We start from the raw sequence: 22,299 nt of genomic DNA, 5'->3' as shown, positions 1-22,299 counted from the left end.
CTCCTTTCCGAGAGCGCGCTCGTTACCTGCCGACCGACTTGCGGTAGGCCGATGCCGAACGGGACAGGATGGTGTCGATGCTGTCGCCGCCGATCGGCGTCATCTTGTACAGGTCGGGGCCCTTCGCGTCGATGGGCGCCCCTGCCGGGGTCCACGGGTCGGACAGCTGCGGGAAGGCATCACCCATGTGGGTGTTCAGCCAGTCCATCCAGGGCAGTTCGGTGTTCCGCACCGCCGTCTGAGTGGAGAGGGAGCCGGTCTTCTCCAGCCACTTCTTGTAGTTGCCGGGCTCGGAGAACATCGCGAGCCACTCCATCGCCAGGTCCTTGTGGCGCGAGCTGGCCGGCACCACCCAGGTGAGGTCCGGTTTGAACGCGACGCGGTTGGCCGCCGGATCATCGGTACCCGGCAGCGTGAAGAACCCGAGGTTGAGCTTCGGGTTGGCCTGCTGGATGGTCAGCCCGTCCCAGGAGCCGTCGAGCAGGAACGGGTAGTTGTCCGCCTGCGTGGCCCAGACACCCGGGGCGGTCTGCTGCGACACACCCGAGGCGTTGGGCTCGATGTACTCCATGATCTTCGTGTGCCGCTCCGAGATCTCCCGGTAGACCGGGTCGGTCCAGGACTGGGTGCCCTTCCAGAAGGCCGTGGCCCGGTCCTCGGACACCTTGACGGACTCCGAGGGCTGACGCCCCTTCATGATCATCTGGTTGGCGATGCCCTGCCACACGCCCCCGTGCATACCGTCCTTCGCGGACACGAAGATCGGTGTGATCCCGGCCTTCTTGAGCTTCTCGCAGGCGTCCAGGAATTCCTGGTAGGTGGTGGGAACGGACAGACCGTGCTTCGCGAGCAGGTCCTTCTTGTACCAGAGCCCACCGGCCCCGACGTACTGGGCCGCCATGACGCCGTAGACGCCGCCCTGGTAGCCGACCGCGGCGGCCTGGACCTCCGGGTCGTACTTCTTCATGAACGGCTGGTCCTTGAGGTCGGTCAGCTGCCCGGAGGCGACCAGCGCGCTCGAACCGCCGGGCTTGAGGTTGGTGTAGTCGGGAGCGAAGCCCTGCTGGGTCGGGGCGAACTGGGCGAGGACGTCCACCGACTTGGACTGCAGCATGCTGTTCCACAGCTGCTGCCAGGCGGCGTTGGCGGTCGGCGCCGTCTGCAATGTGACGGTGACCCCGGGGTGCGCCTTCTCGAACTTGGCGTTGAGCTCCTTGGTGAACTCGACGGCGCCGGGGTTCGTCCACTCCGCGACGGTCAGCGTGACCTTCTGCCCCGATCCCGCGCCGGCGTCGGAGGAAGAGGGGGAACAACCGCCCAGGACGGTGGCCAGGGCGGCCGTCGCGACGAGTATCGCGACGGGGGTGCGGGTTCTCATGCGTCTGACTCCTTCAGGTGGTCGGTCACGGGCGCTGGAGTGCACCGTCCGCTCGTCGCGGCGGCTTCCACGCATGACCGGGGGCAGTGCGCCCGGGCGGGTAGGTCAAGGCCAGGCGCTCGTCGAAGTCGACGCCGAGCCCGGGCTCGAAGCTCGGCCACAGATGGCCGTCGCGGATCTCGGGACAGCCGGGGAACACCTCTCGTACGGCGGGCCCGAACTGGTGCTGCTCCTGGATACCGAAGTTCGGACTGGCCAGGTCCAGGGCGAGGTTGGCGGCGTGGCCGACCGGCGAGACATCGCCGGGCCCGTGCCACGCGGTCCGCACGCCGAACAGTTCACAGGCACCCGCGAGCCGCCAGGCCGGGGTGATTCCGCCGATGGCGGAGATGTGGACGCGGATGAAGTCGCACAGGCGCTCCTGGAGGACCGGACGGTACTCCGCGGGGTTGGTGAACAGCTCGCCGATCGCGATCGGCGTCACGGAGTGGCTGCGAATGGTCCTGAGCCACTCGATGTCCTCCGGCGCGACCGGGTCCTCCAGATAGAACAGGTCGTACGGCTCCATGTCCCTCGCGATACGGACGGCGTCGGTGGGGTGGACACGCTCATGGAGGTCGTGAATCAACTCGACCTCCGCGCCCACCTCGCGGCGCAGATGCTCGAAGAGCCCCCGCAGGGTGCGCCGGTACGCCGCGGGGTCCCAGGCGTTCGGGGTCAGGGGCGGGCGGGCACTGCCAGGGGCCGCGGCGGCGGGTGCTCCGTAGGTGCCGGCGCCGGGGACGGCGACCTGGCAGCGCACATGCCGGTAGCCCTGGGACATCAGGTCCCTCACCTCGTCGGCGACCTCCTCGGCGTCCCGCCCCGCGGCGTGTGCGTACAGCGGCACCGCGGTGCGGCACCGGCCGCCGAGGAGCTGCCACACCGGAAGACCGGCCTGCTTCCCCTTGATGTCCCACAGCGCCATGTCCACCCCGGACAGCGCGTTGTTGAGCACCGGACCCGAGCGCCAGTAGCCGCTCACATGCAGCGTCGCCGCGATGTCGGTGATGTCCGCCGGATCGCGTCCGATCAGCTGCGGCGCCAGGTAGTCGTCGACGACGGTGGCGACCGCCGCCGCGCGCTGGGTGAAGGTGGCGCAGCCGAATCCGTACAGTCCGGGCTCGTTCGTGTCGACCCGGACGACGACGAGCGTCGTCCCGGCCGGCGCGGTGAGGATGGCCCGGACTCCGGTGATACGGACCCCTGACGGCTGCGCCCACGGCGGTTCGGTGGGCGTGTCGGTGGTGTGGCTCACGGGTGTGACTCCTGGTCCTCAAGGCCGGCGCTCCGTGCCGACACGGGCGTTCTCCCGGGGGGCGGGCGGAATTCAGGCCCCGATGCCCCAGCGGGTGTCGACACGTCCGCCGGTGAACTGCGCACCGGTACCCCAGAACGGCGCGAAGTTGTAGCAGCCCGACGTCGGGGGTGCCGACTCCGTCGTCCAGTAGGTGGCTCCGTGCCCGGTCGTTCCGGAATCCTGCACCTGGACGGCGAAGGTCATCGGGGTGACACTGCCGGGCCGGGCGTCCCGCACCGCCGCGGCCAGTTCGGGGAGTTGGGTCCAGGCGAGCGCGATCTCATATCTGGTCAGCTTGCCGCCGTCGTCCCGGGACACGAGCACCCGGCCCTCGGAGCCGTCGGCCGGTGTCGCGTCCAGCAGACCGAGCGGCGTCGGAAGCACGGCGTTGGTCGGATAGTAGGTCTGATAGTTGGTGCCCGGCGCCAACTGCCGATGCAGTTCGGACTGACCGCCGGTGGCCAGGGTCGCGACGTACAGGTGCGAGGCGGACCTCAGACACTTCTCGTAGTGCGGATCGCCGGCCAGCAGGTCCTCCGTCTTGTCGGCCACCGCGTCGAAGGCCAGTTGGATGCTGTCCGCCTTGAACGCGAACTGGTACTCGTCGAGCGGGAACGCCGGGTTCGACACCTGGAGGTCGTCCTCGATCAGGGCCCTGACGTACAGGAAGCGGTCGTCCCAGGCGGCTTGGAACGTGTAGGTCCTGGTGTCACCGGCCGCGGACACACTCGTCATCGTCACCGGGATGACGTCGTTCCACTGGCTCGCGCTCGCGCCGACGGTGATCTGCCGGAACGGGACGTAGGCGACCTGGATGGTCCCCGACCCGGTCTGGTGCAGGCCCGGACGGCGCTCCACGGTGACGTCGTACCCGACGGTGTACGTGTTTTCGGCGCTCACCTGGTACCGCGTCACGGGGAAGGAGACAACGCGGGACTCCCCGGGCCGCAGCCTGCTGATCGGGAGTGCCTGCGACGCCACCTGCCAGCCTTCCGGCGGGGTGATCCTGATCAGCGCGTCCATCGCCTTCGGCGACACGTTCTCCACACGTATGTCGATGGTGCTCGTCGAGTCCAGCGGCTTCACGAAGGACAGTGGGCTGATGTGCAGCGGGGTGCTGTAATCGATGTGTGCGCCGTGGGTCAGGGCCTTCTGGAGCACCTCCGGTGTCAGGTCGCTGTCGAAGTAGACGACCTCCCACGGCTTGAGGGCCAAGGTGACCTGGCGCTTCGTGCCGTCCGTGAGCCGGCGTCCGAGGTAGTCGTAGGCACGGATGCCGAGGGCGTCGTCCAGGGTGATGGTGCCGGTGTAGCCCGCGTCCTGGTGTTCGTCGGTCCCGTCGTAGAGCTGGTCCGCGTAGACGGCGGCCCTGCCCTTGCCGTCCGCCCCGCGGAAGAGGAAGCCCCAGGTCGACTTCGCGTCCGGATACAGCTCGCCCCGCATCTCGGAGTCTTCGAGCAGGCTTGTCATGGTGGCGTAGGCGACGACCGCGGGCAGCGGAGTCCTGGTCCTCGCGTCGTAGATGTTGAACTCGGCGCCGGAGTACCCCTTGTCGTAGGACAGGGAGAACCAGAAGATCCGGATGGGCGAGTCCTCCTCGGCGCCGGCGAGCATGTGCAGCAGGTAGGTCGGAGCCAGCGTCCGGGCCACACCGTAGTTCGCCTCGTCGGGCGGCAGATCGGCGAAGTTGTACTGGGTCGCGGTGCCCAGCTCGGTCTGCCACTGACCGGCGCGCCCGTTCGTCCGCGACCAGAGCCGGTCCATCTTCATCTGTGTCTTGGCCATCGCGTACTGGGTCGCGTCGGGATAGCCGTAGGCGTGGTTCACCGAACCGTCGATGTACCCGGTGTCCTTCGAGCCCTGGGCGTAGACGATGTCACGGTTGTAGGAGACCGAGCCGCCGCCGATCAGGTTGACGTCCGGGTACTCCGGCCTCACGCGGTCCCAGATCAGTTTGCACATGTCGCGGTAGTCCTGGGCGTCGCCGGTCTTCCAGGTCCAGCCGTGGACCCACGGCTCGTTCCACAGTTCCCAGTTCGGGACCAGGTCCTGCAACGGCGCGATCGCGTGGTAGACCATCTCGACGTGCGCGGCCATGTCCTTGGGCCGGTTCTGGTGCGGTCTGAGCTGCTCGCCGTTCGGCCCCGGCTGGACGTTCCACGACATGTTGTAGTTGATGCCGCCGAGGGTCTCGATGCCGTGACGGTGCCATTCGGCGATCTCGGCCCGGGCCGCGTCGATCTGCGGCTGCTGCCAGAAGACGCCCGGCCCCGGGGACACGGTGTTCGGCTGGACGGCGTCGATGCCGCGGGTCCACTTCACCCCCATGCGCTGCGCGATCCGCTTGGTGATCGCCGGGGCGGACTCCGGCCGGATGCCCAGGCCGAACACCGACTCCGGACGCCGTCCCACGACCGCGGGACGGATCACGCCGAGCCCGACGGTCTCGGTGAGCAGCCGCGTTCCGGCCGCGTCCGTCACGGTCGCGGTGACCTCGTAGTGGTCCGGGCCGAGCGAGCCGAGCGGGATGGTGAGGGTGCTCGGGATGCCCGCCGCCGCCGTGAACGGCTCGGTTCCGCTGCCGAGGGGCTCCTCGCCCCGGGCCGAGACGGACCACGCGACGGTCCCGCTGAGCGCGGTGGGGCTGGTGAAGGTGACCAGCAGGTCGGGGGAGACCGGGTCGTCACCGGTCACCGGGTAGAGCCCGGTCGGGTCGGAGAAACCGAGGGCGACCACGGGCGCCGCGGCGCCGGAGGTCTGTGTGCCGGCCAGGGCGGCGGCTTGGGCGCGCGGCGCCAGGGCGCCGGCCGCCGTGACACCGAGGACGGTGGCCGCCCCCAGCCCCACGAGGTTGCGACGGGAGATCTCACCGGGAGCCGGCGATGCCGCGGCGGTGCGAGGACGTCGATCTTGGCTGTCTGACACGAGCGAACCTCTCCAGAACGTCAGCGCGAGGAATGCTTGGGTGGCACCGGCCTGAGCACGCACAGGCCGGAGGGGGGAACGGGGATGGTGTGCGGGCCGGGAGCCAGGGTCCGTACGGACGAACCGGCGGGCCGGCCGCAGGCGTCGGAGGAGTCGAGCCCGACCTCGACGGCGCGGCCGCCGATGTCCAGGGTCACGTGGTCGACGGCGGTGGAGTTGACCAGGGCGACTTCGGTGAAGCGTTCGAGATCGAGCGCGGCGAGGCGGTGTTCGGCGTAGAAGGTGATCACGGCCCGCTGTGCGGAGCTCGCGACCACCGTCCCGTAGAGCTGGTCGGGGCGTCCCGCCCGGATCTCGCCCCTGGTGAGGACATCACGGTGGTCGCGCCAGAACCCGAGCCAGAAGGTCGTCATCGCGCGGTGCTCGGCGGACTGCTCCGCCAGTCGGACGGAGATCTGCGGCGTCGCGTACAGGGCCGAGTGGAGCTGTCTGGCCGCCGCCCGCACCGAGGCCCCGGGGTCCCACATGAGCATGTCCGAGTGGACGGCCCCGGCCGTCGCGGCGACACCGATGTCGAGCGTTCGCACACGGTTGCCCGTCGCGTCGGCCGGACAGTCGCCGGCGCGCAGCAGGTTGCCGAAGCTGAGCATGCCCGGTCCCGTGTACGGCTGCCGGAACTCGATGAGCAGTTCATCGCCGCGGAGTTCGCGCAGCCGGTCGCGCAGTTCCGTCAGGAGTCCACGCATGGCGAGGCCGATGTCGGTTCCGGCCCGGCCGCCCCCCTCCTCGGCATGGACCGACTCGTCGGCATAGACCATCGCGAAGTCCAGGAAGTCGATCTTCAGTCCGTCCAGGCCGTAACGGCGTACGAGATCGACGCAGGACTCCACGACGAACCGCCGGGCCTCCGCGTGACGCGGGTCCAGCACGCGGCACGACAGGCGCGGTACGGCGTGCGGGGCGAAGTCTTTCATCGCCTGGTACGCCTCGGTGCGCTCGCCGAGGAGCAGCGGCGCGATCCAGGCCAGATAGCGAAGTCCCAGGCCCTGTACCGTCCTGACGTGCGCGGCGAAGTCGGGGAACTTCGCCGGGTCCGGACTCCAGTCGCCGCTGCCTGAGTAGCCGGCGCCGTCCGCGTGCCGCTGCCAGCCGTCGTCCAGCAGCAGCACCCCGCACCCGGCCTCGGCCGCGAGTGCGGCTTCGGCCTCGACGCGCGCCGCGTCCACGTCCCGGTGCAGCGAGTACCACGACGAATAGGCCGGGGTGCGGGCCGCGTCGGGCAGCGGAAGTTCGTCGCCCGCCGAGAGCCGGCGGGTCAGGGTCCGCACCGCGTCGGCGAAGGGCCTGCCGGGCGCCTGAACACGGATACGGCAGTGCTCTCCCGGAAGCAGGTCCATGGCCAGCCAGACCCCGAATCGGGCCGAGGGCTCCGCCACGCCGAACCGCATCCGGGTCGTCGCCGCGACCCGGTCGGACGAGAACGCCAGCAGCGCCGCGCCCGCCGCGTCGTACAGGCAGCCCAGTGGCGCCGAGTCGACGAGGCCGACAGCGCGCCAACGGCTCGCCCAGTCCGCGACAAGGTGGCGGTCCCAGCCCGCCGCCGGATGCCAGTAGCCGACGGCGTCGCCCAGCGGGACATCCAGGCGGAGCAGTGTCGCCCCGGTTGTGCCGGCCCGCAGGCGGATCACCGCACCGTCCTCGTCGTGCTCCACTTCGGGGCGCGGCCCCTCCGTCAGCAGGCTGACCGCCACACCGTGCACATGAAGCGCGTCATGGTCGGCCCACAACCGCGCCAGATCCATGATGTCCGCCATTACCGTTCCTCTCCGAGGTTCGGGCCTGAAACATAGCCAGCCGAGACAACGTTGCCTAGGTCTACGGCACACTCCAATTCCGAATCCGGTGACCGCACTTGGAGTGTGACCTTGACAGCAGCCGCTCTCCTGTCGAGGTGCGCGGCACTTGTCGCTGGTCAGGGCGTCCACAGTGAGGGAAAGGCCGTCAACTGCCGGTGCTGTGAACCGCTCCGGCGCACAGTCCGCAAACACGCCCCCGCCGTGAAGGCCGGTTCTGAACCATAACCAGTCGAGACAACGTTGCCTAGAGCGGCGGCACACGTCGATGACCGCACATGCCGAACTTGATGACCGCGACCGTTCGCCGGGGCGGATCAGCTTTCTGACGGACCGCCGGAGGTACCGCGCTCGACGAGCGTCGTGGGGAGCACGACCGTCCTGGGCCGCGACCTGTCCCCCGCTATCCGCTTGAACAGCAACTCCGCGCCGATCCTGCCGATGGCGGGTGCGTCGTACGACACGACGGTCAGCGGGCGCGCCATCAGACCCGCGGTCTCGAAGTCGTCGAAGCCGATCACCGCCACGTCCTGCCGCAGGCGGTTCAGCACCCCGAGGGCACCGAGTGTGATCCGGTTGTTGAGGGCGAACAGCGCGGTGGGCGGCTGCGGCGCCGCCAGCATCTTCTCGACGGCCGCCTCGGTGTCTTGCAGGGTGTGCAGTCCGTACCGGATCAGATCGGGCCGGTAGGCGACTTCGGCCCGTTCGAGCGCGTCCTCGGCGGCCGAGAGCCGCTCGGCCATGGGATGGATGCTGAGCCAGTCCGACAGGACGCCGATCCGCTCGTGTCCGCGGGCGACCAGGTGCTCGATCGCGGCCCGCGCGCCCGCCCTGTTGTCGATGAGCACGGTGTCGGCGCGCAGGTTGGTGGGCGGGCGGTCGAGGAACACGGCCGGCGTGCCCAGCTCTATCTCGGCGCGCAGATAGGCGTGGTCGGCGGTGCTGCCGGCCGGAACGACCAGCAGCCCGTCGACCCGTTGCTCGCACATCCGCAGCAGCAGGCTGCGTTCCCGGGCCGCGTCCTCTTCCGAACTGGCCGTGATCAGCAGGGTGTCGTGCTCCAGGGCGCACTGCGCCGCCGCCGCGGCGATGCCCGCGTAGAACGGGTTGGCCAGGTCCTCGATGAGGAGTCCGACCGTCGCCGACGTGCTGCGCGAGCGCAGGTCCCGGGCCATGTTGTTGCGCCGGAAGCCCAGGCGCGCCACCGCTGCCAGTACCCGTTCGGTCAGTTCCGGATCAACGGTCGTCACGCCGTTCACCACACGCGAGACCGTTTTGAGGCTGACGTCGGCCTCGCGTGCGACGTCGATCATCGTCGGGCGCCGTGGCCTGGCCGCACTCGGCCTCGGTGTGGTCATGTACGGGAACGCTCCTCTCGGCGACACGGCGCTGAGAGGCTGCCCACGTCGTGTCGCTGTGCAACCACACAGCCACCGGAGCCGCGCAGGTCACCCTACGCCATCGCCGACCTCCTCCCCGATGGGCCCGAATCCGAGCGTGAAGCGCGCCGGGACCGCGGCCAGGTGGTGCCGTGGCTGGACGGGATGCCCGCACGAACCGCTGCCGAGGCCGTGGTGTTCGAGGTCGATATTGAGGTGGACGCGGCCGTCGGGCGTGAGGTCGACGGTGTGGGCCGCCGCCTCCAACACGCCGGTGGGCCACGGTTTCACGGTGAGGTCGAACCAGGGACTGCCCGTGATCTCCATGCCGCCCGCGTCGTCACCGGAGGGGCCTGGACGGGTGAGGCGGGCCCACCGGACGTGCCGGCGGTTGCCGTTCTCCTGCGGGCGTACGTACGGGGTCTGCATCGCGTCGACGGCACGTTCGTACCGCCCCACGCGTACCGCTGCCTCGCTGTCCCGGTAGGCCTCGCCGGGCCCGAGGCCGAACCAGGTGACCCGGTCGAACTCGGCCGGGATACTCATCGCCACCCCGAGCCTGGGCAAGGGGACGGGCCATGGTCGGGTCGGAGCGGTGTCGACGGTCAACGAGACCCGGTTCCCGGTGTCGACGCTCCATCGGTAGTCGGCGAGCAGGGCGAGGTCGGAGCCCGCCGGGGAGATCCTGGTTCGTACGGTGAGCCCGTCGCCGTCGGTCTCCAGGTCCAGGACCGTGTGCCGGAGGCGGTCCAAGCCGGCCTGGCGCCATGCGGCGAGCAGTGACGAGAACCGGTCGTTGTCGATCGGGGCCCGCCACACATCGACCCTGGGGCCGTCGACGGGCAGATCACCGAGGCGGGTCAGGATGCCGGTGACGGCGTCGAACCGCGCGGCGCCCAGGGTGATCGTGTCGCCGTTCCCGCGTGGAGCCGTGGCCGGGCGGCCGCCCTTTGCCGACGGGGTGCCTGACGGGGTGCCTGACGGGGAATTCCGTGCCGGGCTGTCGGCGTCGAGACGGATCTGAGCCCAGGAGACGGTGTGTCCCGCGTCGGCCCAGAGCTCGTCCCGGGCGAGTTCGGCGCGCACGGACAGCCAGCGCTCCCCGGGCCCTGCCGTGTCGATGGCCTTGGCCAGGGCGTCCGGCCAGTCGACGCGCCGCTGTGCGCCGGGCCCGATCAGCGGCACGGTCCACTCGCCTTCGGCCACCGGGTCGCCGTCCGCCTCCAGGAGCCAAATCCAGCGCAGATAGCCGGTATCGCGGGTGTGGTGCAGGTTGCGGACGACCATGCCGCGATGCGCCTGCCCGGCCTCGATCCGGACCGGCTCGATGATCTTCGCGTACTCCAGCAGTCCGGGTGACGGCGTACGGTCCGGGAACAGCAGTCCGTCGGCAATGAAGTTGCCGTCGTGGACGGGCTCCCCGAAGTCCCCGCCATACGCGTAGTACAGGGAGCCCTGGGCGTCTCGCCGCGCGATGCCGTGGTCGATCCACTCCCAGACGAAACCACCGGCCAGCCGCGGATGCGCCTCGAACATCTCCTGGTACTCGCGCAGCCCGCCGGGCCCGTTGCCCATCGCGTGCCCGTACTCGCACAGCAGGAACGGCATGGCGCGCCGCCGTGCGTCGTTCGCCGGGTCGCCGGTCAGCGGTTCCTGTCCGAAGGCGACCGCCGCCACCACCGGATAGTCGGCGTACATCACCGAATAGACGTCTGTGTAGGCGCAGTTGTCCCAGTCGCCCTCGTAGTGGATGAGCCGGTCCGGGTCCCGGTCGCGTATCCACCCGGCCATCGCCTCCAGGTTCGCCCCGGTGCCCGCCTCGTTGCCCAGCGACCACATCACGACGCTGGGGTGGTTCTTGTCCCGCTCGACCATCCGCTCGGCCCGGTCGAGCAGTGCCGCACGCCACGCCGGGTCGTCGCTCGGGTTGCCGCGCCAGGCGTTCTTCGAGAAGCCGTGCGTCTCCAGATCGCATTCGTCGATCACCCAGAGCCCGTACTCGTCGCAGAGGTCGAGGAACGCCGGGTCCGGCGGATAGTGGCTGGTTCTGACGGCGTTGATGTGGTGACGCTTCATCAGGAGCACGTCGGCGAGCATCGTTTCGCGGGACAGGGTGCGTCCGGTAAGGGGATGCCATTCGTGCCGATTGACGCCGCGGAACAGGAGGCGCCTGCCGTTGCCGGTGAGTACCCCGTCCTCGACCGCGATCCGGCGGAAGCCGATCCGGATCGGCACCCGCTCCGTCGCCGTCGCCAGTTCGCCCTGGTAGAGCCGCGGTTGTTCATCGCTCCAGGGCGTGACGGGGACGGTATGGGGTCCGGCCGGGTCGGCGTCGACGAGGCCGAGTTCCGGGACGGTGAGGCGGACATCGCCCTCGACGTCGACGCGCAGCGTGCCCAGGCCCGAGCGGTGGTCGTAGTCGGCGTGGACGAAGAAGTCCGCGATTCCCCCGGCGGCCCGGGCCAGCAGCCGTACCGATCGGAAGATCCCGGAGAGCCACCACATGTCCTGGTCCTCCAGATAGGTTCCGGCGGACCACTGGTGCACCCGGACCGCGAGCACGTTGCGTCCGGGGCGCAGCACGCCCGTGACGTCGAACTCGGTCGGCAGCCGGCTGCCCTTGCCGTCGCCCAGCAGCACCCCGTTGAGCCAGACCGCGAAACAGGAGTCCACGCCTTCGAACCTGAGAACCGCCGTTCCCCCGTCGGCGAAACCCGCCTCTGCCTCGAACTCCCGGCGGTACTCCCCCGTCGGGTTCTCGTCGGGCACCCGGGGCGGGTCGACGGGGATCGGATAGGTGATGTTCGTGTAGGCGGGAGCGCCGAATCGGGCGGGCTCCGGGGCGCCGTCCAGTTGCCAGCACGAGGGCACCGTGACGCGGGGCCAGGCATCCGCGTCGAACGCCGGGTCCTCGAATCCCGGGGTCAGGTCGTGGAGCCCGGCGGCCAGCCGGAAACTCCACGAGCCGTCCAGTTCCAGGGCCGGTGCGTCGGAGCTGAAGGACGCGCGGGGCCGTGCCCGGCCGTGGCCGGGTGAGACGTCCTCGACGTAGGAGTACGGGGTGCGGTTCCGGTGGGCGTGGTCCATCGGTTCGACCGGTCCTTTCCAGACGCTCTGTCATGTGGCCGCGTGGAGCGGCGCCGTCGACGCGCGGACTCTCAGGGTGCTGGGTACGACGTTCTCATGCCGCGCCGGAGGCCGTCCGTCCAGCAGGTCGAGCAGGATCTGCGCGGCCCGCCGGCCCACGTCGACGCTGTGCAGGCTGACGCTGGTCAGTGGTGGATCGACGAGTTCCGCGGCCGCGGTGTCGTCGAAGCCCGCGACCGAGACATCGGCCGGCAGAGCTCGTCCGTCCTCCCGCAGCCGGCGCATCGCGCCGAACGCCATGCCGTCGTTGAAGGCGAAGATCGCGGTGGGCGGGTCGGTCCGCGCCATCAGCCGTCCGGCCGCCTCGTAGCCGGACGGCGCGGTGAAGTCGCCGTGCTCCATCAGGTCGTCGGGAAACGCGCGGCGCGCGTCGGCGAAGGCGCGGCGCAGCCCCCGGAGCCGGGCGGCCATGGCGAGTTGGTTCTCCGGCGGGCCGTTGACGACACCGATCCTGCGGTGCCCCAGGGCGAGCAGATGCTGGGTGACCGCGTAGGCGCCGCCCTCGTCGTCGGGGTGAACGCAGTGGAGGTCTTCGTCGGTGTAGCCGATCACGACCGTGGGATAGCCCGCCGACCGCAGGGCGGGCAGCGCCTCACCACCGACGCCCGCCTCGACGAGCAGTCCGTCGACCTGGCGGCGCCGGGTGAAACGGCGATGGGCCGAGGCCGCTTCGTCGGGCACCTCCCGGGTGGACAGCAGCAGGCCGTAGCCCCGGGCGGCCAGTTCCTGGTCCGCGCCCCCGACCAGGCGGATCAGGTGGTCGTTCGAGAACGCGAAGCCGGGATTGTGCGGAAGGACCACGCCGACCACCTCGGTGCGCCCGCTCGCGAGGGCGCGCGCGCCCGCGCTCGGGCGGTAGTCGAGCAGGCGCATGGCGGAGAGCACCTTGTCGCGGATGCCGCCGGTGACCGTGGGGTCGCCGTTCACCACCCGGGAGACCGTCTGGTGCGAGACACCCGCCTTGGCCGCGACGGTACGCAGAGTGGGCCGATCGGACACTCAAAAGCCCTTCAATCAGTGACCGTTCATGTGAAACAGACCGGATCATACGGCCCTCGGTCTCCCGGCGAAAGCTGCGTCACATGGATTGACGCACCACTCAGGCGGCTCTAGCTTCAATGCAGTCAAGTGAACGGTCACTTCATGTCTGGCCGACTGGCAGAGGCTCGCCGAACGAAGGATCTCCTGATCATGAGCGACAGGAAGTCGGAACGGAACCTCCCCTCACCCCGCACGGGCGGAGTCACCCGCCGCCAGGCGCTGGTCCTCGGCAGGAACGCCGCGATCGCCGCGGGACTGGCCGGTGCGTTCTCCATCGAGAGCGCTGCCGGCGCGGTGGCGAACGGCGGTATGCCGGGACGCCTCGCCGCGGCGGCGCCCGCCGTCTCATCGGACGTCAGCGCCCTGAACGTCGTCACCTCCTGGACCGGGAACACGTTCTCCGGCGCCACCGAGTGGGTGCAGGACTTCATCTTCAACATCGCCGTCGCCGGCGACGGCACGGTCTACACCGTCAGCTTCTGGGACGAGGGCGGCAACTACGCCGGCATCTACAAGGACGGCCACCTCACAGGGAATTGCAGGGGGGCCAACGGCGACGCGGTCGCGGTCAACGGAGCCTATGCCTACCTCAGCGTCGGCAACGGTCTGACGCGCTTCGCCCTCAACGGCACCGCCACGTCCTTGACGTTCAACGTGGGCAGCCCGCCGGCCGCGGCGGCGGCTTCGGCGACCCAGGTGGTGGCCACCGACCGGGTGGCCAACCAGGTGAAGGTCTTCGACGCGACCACCGGATCGCTCCTGCGGAGTTGGAGCGTCAACAAGCCGGGCGCGGTGGCGATCGACGCCGACGGCGGCGTCTGGGTCGTCGAGAACATCACCCGTGACACCAACGACGGACACTTCTGGCACGTCGATTCCGCGCGTCCGGCGCGCGTCCTGCACTTCTCCAGCACCGGCAGCGCGCTGCCCGGAACCATCAGCGGGCCGGCGAGCGACTGGATTCCGACCTCGCTGGCGATCGATGTCCACGGGGACCTGCTGGTCGGCGACAACGGCCCGCTGCGCCAGGTGCACACGTACGGCAACCTGTCCGGAACGCCGACTCGGACACGGAGCCTGGGCCTCGCCGGCGGTATCGGGGCGGGGACGCCGGGCCGGAACATCGCCGACAAGTTCTTCGGCATCGTCGGCGTCGGCGGCGACGCGGCGGGCAACGTCTACGTCGCGATGTGCGAGTTCGGTTCGTGGATACGCAAGTTCGACTCGCAGGGCAACCTGGTCTGGCAGCTCCAGGGCAGCGCCTTCGTCGACGGCGCGGACTTCGACCCGCAGTCCGACGGGCTGGACGTCTACACCAAACAGTGCCATTACCGCATCGACGTCACGAAGCCACCAGGGCGTGATGTGGCCTGGCGCGGCTATTCGCTCGACTCCGTCAAGTACCCCCAGGACGCCCGCCTGTTCCTGACGGGCCACCAGCATCACGCCGCGTCCCCGTTCCTGCGGCGCTTGAACGGCTCCCTGTACATGTACGTCACCGGCATGTACTGCTCGCACCTGCTCATCTACCGGTTCGAGGGCGAGATCGCCAAACCCTCGGGGGCCATCTTCAAACAGCACTGGACCGGGGACGATCCCACGTGGCCGCCCTACCAGCCGGCCCAGGGCCAATGGATCTGGCGCGACATGAGCGGGAACGGCGCGTTCGAGGCCGGTGAATACCTTCAGCCCGGCAACGGGACCAACTCCCCCGGCAACTGCTGGGTCTGGTTCGTCGACACCGACGGCGACATCTGGGAGGGCGGGGACCGCAACCTGCGCCGCTATCCCCTGCAGGGCTTCGACCCCCAGGGCAACCCGGTGTACGACTACGCGAGCATGGAGACGATCGCGCTGCCCGCGCCGTTCACCACGGTCCGCCGCCTGCACTACGACGTGGCCGCCGACGTCATGTATATGTCCGGGTACACGCCCACCGCGCTGTTCGACAACGCCTACTGGAAGGAGGCCGGCAAGGTCCTGGCGCGCTACGACCGTTGGAGCACCGGAAACCGTACGGCGACCTGGACAATGCTCCTCCCCTGGGACACCACGGCGACCCCGGCGGTGACGACGGTGAGCCTCGCCTTCGCGGGCGACTACATCTTCACGGTCGGTGTGCAGACCCGCGGCCAGGTCTGGGCCTGGAGGGCGAGTGACGGAAGCGCCGTGGGCAACTGGCTCCCCGGCAGCAATGTCGGCGGCGTCGACCGGACCGGGTGGGTCGACATCCCGTACGGCATCTCCGCCGTCCGGCGCTCCACAGGGGAGTACCTGGTCAACGTCGAGGAGGACCTCTTCAACAAGGTGCTGCTCTACCGCTGGGCGCCCTGAGCGTGATCCCGACGGCGAAGACCTGTGCGGAGGGGTTCGGGTGATGGACGAGGTGCGCGTGGCGTCGATGGACGGCATCGAGTTGGCGGCCGCCGTGCACCGCCCCGCCGCGGATGCCGGATCCCGTGGCACGGTGCTCCTCGTCCACGGGATCTCCGCCGACCTGGACGAGGGCGGGGGGTTCGTCCGGCTCGCCGACCGGCTGGCCGCGCGCGGGCTGACCGCCGTGCGGTTCAGCTTCCGCGGACACGGAACCAGTGGCGGTACCCCCCAGGGCGTCACGATCGCCGGGGAGATGCTCGATCTGCAGGCGGTCTCCGCGTACGCCGCGAAGGAGTTCCCCGGGCCGCTGGCAGTGGTGGCGGCGAGCTTCGGCGCCGTGGCGACCGGGCTGTCCATGCCCTGGCTCGGGAAGCGGCTGGCGGGACTGGTGCTGTGGAACCCGGTGCTCGATCTACGGCGGACTTTTCTGGAGCCCGAACTGCCGTGGGGCGTGGCCAACTTCGGCCCCGCGGCGATGGCGCGACTGGCGGAGGACGGCTGCCTGGTCCTCAACGGCGCCTTCCCCCTGGGCCGGGTGCTGTTCGCCGAGATGCCCCGATACCGGCCGATCGAGGGGTACGCCGCGCACAGTCCGCCCGCGTTGGTGCTGCACGGCGACCGTGACGGTCATGTCTCCTTCGACATCGCCCGGCGGGCCGCCGAGACCATCCGCCACTGGGAGTTCCACCCGCTCTCCGGTGCCACTCACGGTTTCCACGGTCCCGAGCACGAGGCCGCGGCGGTCGCGGTCACGACACGCTGGCTGGAGCAGGCGGTGAACGGCCGCGGAAAGGTGGGTGGTTGAAGCCGGTGAGGGCGCCTCGCGATCGGCACCGGTTTCCGCCGCTGCCGGACCGGGAACCGGTGCCGATCGCTTTGAGGGGTCAGTCAGGACTTATCCGGCGTCGGCCCCGATGTTCGGGACGCTGGGAATGCTCGTCCCGTAGTAGTCCACGCCGCCGTTGCCGGACACGGCCGTTCCCGCTCCGAGCGCCGGTGAACCGGACTTGAGCGTGTAGGCCTGCGGACACGGCTGCGGTCCCGTGCCGGACGTGGGCGACCACGAGCAGGTACCGCCGGCGCCGGGCGAGGTGAACAGCGGGTCACCCCACACCGCAGCGGACTCCAGCCCCGCCGCCTTCCACGCCGCGAAGTCGCCGTAGGTCGTACCGCCCCAGCGCCACCCGGCCGTGCTCGTCCCGTAGTACAGGTTGTTCGACAGCGTCATGCCGGTCTGGGTGTACGGGTTGTAGTACAGCTGTCCGGTCTTGCCGAAACCGCCCTTGTTGGCCATGTGGCAGATGTTGTCCTTGATCTGCGAACCACTGGCCCAGGTCCCGGTGGTGTAGCCGAACAGGAAGCACGCGCTGGTGCCTGTTTTCTTGTTCGTACTCTGATCCTTGTTCGTGAAGAAGGTGTTGCCGTAGACCGACAACGCGTTCTTCGGGGCATTCGGCACCACATTGAACAGACCGCCCTGCGCGTTCGCCCAGTCGTCGTTCTCCGAGATGTTGTACCGGAAGGTGTTCGGCCCCCACACCCGCGACCCCACGGTCGAGGTGTAGGCCAGCAGACCACTGCCCGCATTGTGGTGGGTGTAGTTGTACTCCACGACCGAGTTCGTCGTGCCCCCGTCGAGGTCGATCCCGTCCCAGTCGCAGCCGGCCGTATAGTCCGGAACCGGCTGCACGTTGTACACCTCGTTGCGGCGGATCGTCACATCATTGGACGTGTACGTCATGATGCCGCTGGCGCCGCCGCACGAGGTCACGTTGGCACCGATGTCGTGGACCACGTTGCGCTGGATGACCGCGCCGTTCCAGCCGTTCGCGGTCAGCGCGGCCCCCGTGCTCTGGGCCGCCATGCCGAGGTTGTAGACGGTGTTGCCCTCGACCCTGACGTTGGTGATGTTGATCCCCGAGCCCCAGCCGTAAATGCCGGGCCCGGCCGTCGAGGTCACGCTGGAGCCGTGCAGCTTGTTGTTGCGGATCTGCACGTCGTCCAAGGGCCCGGTGTTCCCGTTCACCGCGTACCCGAGCACCATGATCTGCCCGCCGAAGGTGCTGCTGCTGCCGCTCGGTGTCGCGAACCCGGAGATGTCCGAGTCGGCGACCACCAGGCCCTTCGTCGCCGTCGACGACTTCTGGTTCTGCAGCAGCACACCGGCCGCGGTCGTTCCGCCGTTGACCAGCTTCATGTTGTTCAGCTGGAAGCCGCTCACATTGTCGGCGGTGACCGCCGCCGAGGAGTTGCCCGTGCAGTTGGACTGGATGGTGGCCTGCCCGGTGCCGTACGAGGTCACCTTGAACGGTGTCGACGCCGACGAGGCGGGCACATTGTCGGCGTCGAAGAGCAGGCAGCCGGAGAACCACTCCTGGCCCTGGAACGAGACGGCGCTCCCCTGCGGGAACGTGAAACCGTTGACCTTCCCGATCGACTTCCACGCCTGATCCGGCGACAGACCGCTGTTGCTGTCATTGCCGAACGGCGATACGTAGTACGTGGTGGTGGCGGCGTGCGCGGTGCCCGTGGTGGCGCCCGCCAGCAACAGACCCAGCATTCCCTGGGCCACTACGGCCGCAAATATTCGTGCTCTCATGCTTCTCCCCACTGCGTGGCGATGACGACGCACGGTCACGCAGTCGACGACTCGTGGACGAGGCACGCCTCGACGGACCACGCTCGGCGCAGCCGACGTGGTGTCAGGCGACATGTATCGAAGAGCAACTGCGGACATCTCCTGGGCGCATCACTCCCTTCGGCCGGACGGCTGCGCCGTCCGGCGGTGAGACGATCGATCCGGTGCCGGCCTGCCTGTTCTCCTTCCGGCCGGACACCGCGGCATCCCGACCGTGGACTTCCCGAGTTCCGGCCCACGTCGTGCCGCCGCGCCGGTGGTCAGGTGATCAGGAGCGTACGACGGGCCTGCGTCTGCGAGCTGTTGCCCGTGTGGACGTGGATCTCGCCCGGCTCCACGGTGAACACTCCGGCCGGGTCGTTGGTCCAGTAGCCGATGTCGTCGGCCCCCAGAGTGAAGCGGACCTCCCTCTCCTCCTCCGCCGCCAGCCGGATCCGGCGAAAGCCGCGCAGTCGGCGGACCGGCTGGGTGATGCTCGCGGCGGGGTCCTGGATGTAGAGCTGGACCACTTCGTCGCCCTCACGGTCGCCGGTGTTGCGGACACGGACGGTCACCTCCACCGTCGCGCCCGCGCGCAGCTCCCGCGCCCCGATCCGCTCGCGGCTCAGCAGGGGGTCACCGAACGTGAAGGTGGTGTAGCTCAGGCCGTGGCCGAAGGCGAACTCCGGGCCGTGGTCGAGGTCGAGATACTTCGATACATATTTCACGTCGGGTGTGGCCGGGTTGTACGGGCGGCCGGTCCGCTCGTGGTTGTAGTAGAGCGGGACCTGGCCGACGGCCCGTGGGAAAGTCACGGGCAGCTTGCCGCCCGGGACAACGGCCCCGGTCAGAACGTCCGCGATGGCGGGGCCGGCCTCGATGCCCGGGTGCCAGGCCATCAGGATCGCCGACACCTGGTTCGCCCAGCCGCCGATCGTGAGCGGGCGTCCGCCGACGAGCACCACCACGCAGGGCTTGCCGGTCGCGGCGACCGCGCCGATCAGCTGCTCCTGGGCGCCGGGCAGGCCCAGTTCGCTGCGCACGGCGGCCTCCCCGCTGATCGCGGGCGGTTCGCCCACCACCACAACGACGGCGTCGGCCGCCTCGGCAGCCGCCACGGCCTCCGGGACGCCGGAGGTGTCGGAAACCTCCGGGGACACGCCGAGGGCGTGGGTGATGTCGGTGTCCGGCAGTGCCTCACGCAGGCTGCGGAGGACAGGGACCGCCTCACAGGCGCCGGGCAGGGCCCATGTCCCCAGCAGGTCACCGGAGTCGGCGAAGGGACCGACGACCGCGAGCGAGCGGAGCGTCGGCGCGTCGAGGGGCAGGACGCCGTCGTCGTTCTTCAGCAGCACCATGCAGCGCCCGGCGACCTCGCGCGCCGCGGCCCGCGCCTCGGCGGTCGGGGCGGTGAGGGCCGCGGACTCCTCGACGTACGGCCGCTCGAACAGGCCGAGCCGCAGCTTCAGACGCAGCACCCGGGCCACGGCGTCGTCGAGTCGCTCCGCGCTCAGCGCCCCGGAGGCGAGCAGCGCCCTGCCGTGGTCGACGAAGGTGGTGGACACCATCTCCATGTCCACTCCGGCGGTCAGTGCCCGCCGCGCCGCCTCGGCCTCATCGGCCGCGTTGCCGTGCGCGATCAGCTCCTGTACGCCGGTCCAGTCGCTGACCACGACGCCGTCGAAGCCCCATGCCTCCTTGAGGATGCCGGTCAGGGTGTGCGGGTTGGCGTGTGCCGGGACACCGTTGATGGTGTTGAAGGCGGCCATCACGGTTGCGGCGCCGGCGTCGACGGCGGCCCGGAACGGGGGCAGATAGAGGTTACGCAGCCGCTGCTCGGACACGTCGACGGTGTTGTAGTCGCGGCCGCCTTCCGCACCGCCGTAGGCCACGAAGTGCTTGGCGCAGGCGGCGATCCGGTCCGGCGCGGTCAGGTCGGCTCCCTGGTAGCCGCGCACCTTGGCCACCGCGTAGCACGTGGTCAGATACGGGTCCTCGCCGATGCTCTCGGCGATCCGGCCCCAGCGCGGCTCGTGGGTGACGTCCATCATCGGGGAGAACGTCCAGTGGATGCCGTTGGAACGGGCCTCGCGTGCGGAAACCTCGCCATCCGTCTCCGTCACGGCCGGGTCGAAAGCCGCGGCTTGGGCGAGGGGGATCGGGAACGTGGTGTGGTATCCGTGGATCACGTCCAGGCCGAAGACCAGCGGGATGCCCAGGCGTGACTCCTCCACGGCGATGCGCTGCAGGGCGTTGCCGGCCTCGGCGCCGACGACGTTGAGCACCGAGCCGAGCAGGCCCTTGCGGGCGGCGGCCTCAGCCGCCTCGGTGTCGGCACCGCCCGGGCCGGTGTCCCAGGCCCAGGCGAGCTGTTGCAGCTGGCCGAGTTTCTCGTCGACGGTCATCCGGCCGAGGAGTTCCTTGATTCGGGACTCGTGGTCATGGCCGCTCATGGCGGGGTCCTCTCGGGTGTGGATGGGGCCCGCGCCCCCGGCCGTCAGGGGTCCAGGAGCGCGGGAGCTGTGCTCGGCAACGGCGCGGTCTCAGTAGTGGTGCGGTCGGGAGCGGATCTCCTCCGGCCAGGCCAGGCGGATGCCGAGGGTGTCGCTGAGCAATTGCTGATAGTCGGTCAGTTGGGCCTGGTCGGAACGGACCTTGCGGGGCGGCAGGGCTCTGTCGAGGCAGAAGCCGGCGAGGGCCCCGACGGCTTCGCCGATGGCCCACTCCGCGGGATGCAGGCGGTAACAGCCGTTGGTGATGTGCGTGGTGCCGATGTTCTTGTTGGCCGGCAGGAGGTTGTCGACGCGTACGGGGATCAGGGCGCCCAGCGGGATCTGGAAGGGGTAGGACTCGATGTCGATATAGGTGCGGCCACCGGTGCTGGGGTGCAGGTCGATGCGGTAGCTGCCGAGACCCACACTGTCGTGGAACACCTCACTCCCGGAACCCGGCGGGCGGGCCTCGACGCCCACATGCTGTTCGAGAACGGTGAACTCGGCCTTGATACGGCGTGATTCGCGGATGTACGGAGTCTTGGCCAGGCCGTCCGCGGTACCGGTGATGTCGGGGCGCAGCCGCAGGCCCGGCCAGCCGGTGCCGCCGTCGGGGCGGGGGGCTTCGGTCTGCAGCCAGTGCAGGAAGGACAGCGACAACTCCCGGCTGGCCACGAGCGCCGCCTGCCGGGCCGCGGTGTCGACGCCGAGCAGCGGCGCCTCCCAGTAGTCGATCTGCGGCCAGTTGGCGACGGTGAGGTCGGAGGCGAAGGCTCCGGTCGCGAACTTCTCACGGGCCAGGATGCGACGGAACTGCCACAGGTCGAAGTGCTCGCCGGCGTCCCGGTCGGCTCCCATCAGCGGCCAGGTGCGCTGCTGAAGGGTGATCGGGACGACGTCGGTGAAGGAGAGTTGCGGGCCGGGCCAGAATGGGGCGACGGTGGTGCGCCAGTGGTCGTAGGAGGCGGGCCGTTCGATCACATGCTCCTCGCCGGGCCGGTAGTCCAGGGCGAAGCACCAGGACACGGCCTGCTGGTCGAGGGGGTCAGCGGTCTCGGGCGCGTGCGGCTCCCCGGTCTCGTCGCGGCCTTCCGCGCCGATGACGTGCTCCACGCCGGCCAGCTCCAGCAGGTCGCCGAGCTCGGTGGCGTCGGCGACGTACACGGCATGGACGGTGACCTCGCGTCCGTTGTGCCGGTCGGCCAGCGTGACCGCCTCGATGCGGTCCCCGTCGGTGTGCGCGGCTACGGGTTCATAGCCTGTAAGGACGGTGATCGCACCGGAGGACCGCCACGGAGCAAGCATCTCCTCGATGACGGCGACGGCCACTCGCGGCTCGTGGCACATCCGGCTCACGACGCCGAGCCCCGGGTCGAGGAGCGGGTCCTGCGCGGCGTCGGGTCTGAGGGGGTAGTTGCGGCGGTAGTAGTCGCGCACCCGCCGGCGCAACTCGGCGTAGCCGGGCGGGCAGGCGGAGCCCTCGATCCAGGGATGCTCGTCGGGCGGCACGGCCTGGGCGGTGAGCTGCCCGCCGAGCCAGTCGGTGGCCTCGGTGAGCACCACCGTCCGGCCGAGCCGGGCGGCGGTGAGCGCCGCCGCCACACCGCCCAGTCCGCCGCCGACGACGAGGATCTCGGTTCGCATTTCTGTCATGGCCCAGGGGCTCCTTCTGCCGGTTCTACCGGTCGGAGTGGTCGGTTCAGGGGGCACGGCTGTTCCGGAGTGGCGGGCGTTCACAGTGGTGGTGAAGGG

At 69.9% G+C, this 22,299-nt stretch carries 12 protein-coding genes; 2 read left to right on the top strand and 10 right to left on the bottom strand.

Features of this window, described 5'->3' with window-relative positions; all coding sequences use genetic code 11:
• Positions 1 to 22 precede the first annotated feature (22 nt).
• From IF11_RS0133880 to IF11_RS0133850, 7 genes are all read right to left on the bottom strand, one after another.
• Positions 23 to 1,378, bottom strand: coding sequence for an ABC transporter substrate-binding protein (locus IF11_RS0133880; RefSeq protein WP_030355639.1), 1,356 nt, complete (start codon positions 1,376 to 1,378; stop codon positions 23 to 25).
• 25 nt (positions 1,379 to 1,403) lie between these two features.
• Complete coding sequence (locus IF11_RS0133875; RefSeq protein WP_051746439.1) at positions 1,404 to 2,675, bottom strand: enolase C-terminal domain-like protein; 1,272 nt, start codon at positions 2,673 to 2,675, stop codon at positions 1,404 to 1,406.
• Between the two features lie 72 nt (positions 2,676 to 2,747).
• Positions 2,748 to 5,642 carry a DOMON domain-containing protein gene (locus IF11_RS37215; RefSeq protein WP_133243173.1) on the bottom strand — a complete coding sequence of 965 codons (2,895 nt, stop codon included), beginning with the start codon at positions 5,640 to 5,642 and terminating at the stop codon, positions 2,748 to 2,750.
• Positions 5,643 to 5,662: 20 nt separating this feature from the next.
• Positions 5,663 to 7,456 carry a glycoside hydrolase family 36 protein gene (locus IF11_RS38025; RefSeq protein WP_051746438.1) on the bottom strand — a complete coding sequence of 598 codons (1,794 nt, stop codon included), beginning with the start codon at positions 7,454 to 7,456 and terminating at the stop codon, positions 5,663 to 5,665.
• A 356-nt stretch (positions 7,457 to 7,812) separates the two neighbouring features.
• The gene (locus tag IF11_RS0133860; RefSeq protein WP_030355636.1) at positions 7,813 to 8,853 is read right to left on the bottom strand and encodes a LacI family DNA-binding transcriptional regulator; all 1,041 of its coding nucleotides are present in this window, start codon (positions 8,851 to 8,853) and stop codon (positions 7,813 to 7,815) included.
• 90 nt (positions 8,854 to 8,943) lie between these two features.
• Entirely contained in the window at positions 8,944 to 11,961 is a 3,018-nt protein-coding gene (locus IF11_RS0133855; protein ID WP_030355635.1) for a glycoside hydrolase family 2 TIM barrel-domain containing protein, read from the bottom strand.
• A 30-nt stretch (positions 11,962 to 11,991) separates the two neighbouring features.
• Positions 11,992 to 13,020, bottom strand: a complete 1,029-nt coding sequence (locus IF11_RS0133850; RefSeq protein WP_030355634.1) for a LacI family DNA-binding transcriptional regulator — start codon at positions 13,018 to 13,020, stop codon at positions 11,992 to 11,994.
• Positions 13,021 to 13,212: 192 nt separating this feature from the next.
• On the opposite strand from IF11_RS0133850, the gene IF11_RS0133845 reads away from it, so the two are divergent.
• Both IF11_RS0133845 and IF11_RS0133840 read left to right on the top strand, forming a co-directional pair.
• Positions 13,213 to 15,396: an NHL repeat-containing protein gene (locus IF11_RS0133845; RefSeq protein ID WP_051746437.1), complete on the top strand. Its 2,184-nt coding sequence runs from the start codon at positions 13,213 to 13,215 to the stop codon at positions 15,394 to 15,396.
• 43 nt (positions 15,397 to 15,439) lie between these two features.
• Positions 15,440 to 16,243 carry an alpha/beta hydrolase gene (locus IF11_RS0133840; protein WP_030355632.1) on the top strand — a complete coding sequence of 268 codons (804 nt, stop codon included), beginning with the start codon at positions 15,440 to 15,442 and terminating at the stop codon, positions 16,241 to 16,243.
• A gap of 90 nt (positions 16,244 to 16,333) precedes the next feature.
• On the opposite strand, the gene IF11_RS0133835 is transcribed toward IF11_RS0133840, so the two are convergent.
• From IF11_RS0133835 to IF11_RS0133825, 3 genes are all read right to left on the bottom strand, one after another.
• Entirely contained in the window at positions 16,334 to 18,037 is a 1,704-nt protein-coding gene (locus tag IF11_RS0133835; RefSeq protein WP_030355631.1) for a right-handed parallel beta-helix repeat-containing protein, read from the bottom strand.
• Between the two features lie 299 nt (positions 18,038 to 18,336).
• Complete coding sequence (locus tag IF11_RS0133830; RefSeq protein ID WP_030355630.1) at positions 18,337 to 20,508, bottom strand: glycoside hydrolase family 3 N-terminal domain-containing protein; 2,172 nt, start codon at positions 20,506 to 20,508, stop codon at positions 18,337 to 18,339.
• A gap of 90 nt (positions 20,509 to 20,598) precedes the next feature.
• Positions 20,599 to 22,191, bottom strand: a complete 1,593-nt coding sequence (locus IF11_RS0133825; protein WP_037729240.1) for an FAD-dependent oxidoreductase — start codon at positions 22,189 to 22,191, stop codon at positions 20,599 to 20,601.
• Positions 22,192 to 22,299: the final 108 nt, after the last annotated feature.

This window comes from Streptomyces scopuliridis RB72 (genome assembly GCF_000718095.1).
Lineage (GTDB): Bacteria > Actinomycetota > Actinomycetes > Streptomycetales > Streptomycetaceae > Streptomyces > Streptomyces scopuliridis.
This window is presented reverse-complemented; position numbering and strand designations above follow the sequence as displayed.